The following is a 1,010-nucleotide window of genomic DNA, read 5'->3' as shown; positions in this document are numbered from 1 at the left end:
TGACGATTGGTAAGAATCCACAACAAGTTGTTCTTCATTGATGTATCTGAGGGTCTGTAGCTCAGTTGGTTAGAGCACACGCTTGATAAGCGTGGGGTCACAAGTTCAAGTCTTGTCAGACCCACCATGACTTTGACCTAGATTGAATAAATCAAGTTACAGGAATTGAAGATATATCGAATCACAGATGATAAGCTGGGGACTTAGCTTAGTTGGTAGAGCGCCTGCTTTGCACGCAGGAGGTCAGGAGTTCGACTCTCCTAGTCTCCACCAAATTTTAAGATCAGAAAAGCACTGCTTTTCCTTAAAATTTAAGCAAACAGCTATGCTGTGCGCAGGCACACATATACTGGAGCTTTAAGCTAAAGATTGCAGAACTTAATAAAAGATCGAATGATTAGATTTGATGGTTTATTAAGTTCTGTGATTTAAATATCACAGTATTTAGTGCGATCTGACGAAGACGCATTAATTCATTAACAGATTGGCAAAATTGAGTCTGAAATAAATTGTTCAACTCATTTAATTCAAGATTGACAGTAATACTTCGGTGTTACGGTTTAATTACGAATTGAAATGAGAACTAGCAAATTAACTGAATCAAGCGTTTTGGTATATGAATTTAGATTGAAGCTGTACAGTGCTTAAGTGCACGAGACTTTGAACTGTAGATTAAATAAATCATTGATTATTTATTTAATTGTCTTAATCCTACTTGTAGGGATTAACGACTGTTTGGGGTTGTATAGTCAAGTAATTAAGTGCATGTGGTGGATGCCTTGGCAGTCAGAGGCGAAGAAAGACGTGATAGCCTGCGAAAAGCTCCGGGGAGGCGGCAAATATCCTTTGATCCGGAGATTTCTGAATGGGGAAACCCACCTACCTTAAGGTAGGTATCGTATGATGAATACATAGTCATACGAAGCGAACGCGGGGAAGTGAAACATCTCAGTACCCGTAGGAAAAGAAATCAATTGAGATTCCCTCAGTAGCGGCGAGCGAAAGGGGAA

General features: G+C 39.6%; 2 tRNA genes and 1 rRNA gene. All 3 read left to right on the top strand.

Annotation, left to right across the window (positions count from 1 at the left end):
- The first annotated feature begins 50 nt into the window (after positions 1–50).
- Positions 51–127: transfer RNA gene (locus FTU09_RS13765), tRNA-Ile, on the top strand.
- 70 nt (positions 128–197) lie between these two features.
- Positions 198–273 (top strand) — tRNA-Ala (locus FTU09_RS13760).
- Between the two features lie 474 nt (positions 274–747).
- Positions 748–1,010: ribosomal RNA gene (locus tag FTU09_RS13755) — 23S ribosomal RNA — on the top strand; the annotation flags it as partial.

It is taken from the genome of Acinetobacter sp. YH12058 (assembly GCF_013419805.1).
Lineage (GTDB): Bacteria > Pseudomonadota > Gammaproteobacteria > Pseudomonadales > Moraxellaceae > Acinetobacter > Acinetobacter towneri.
This window is presented reverse-complemented; position numbering and strand designations above follow the sequence as displayed.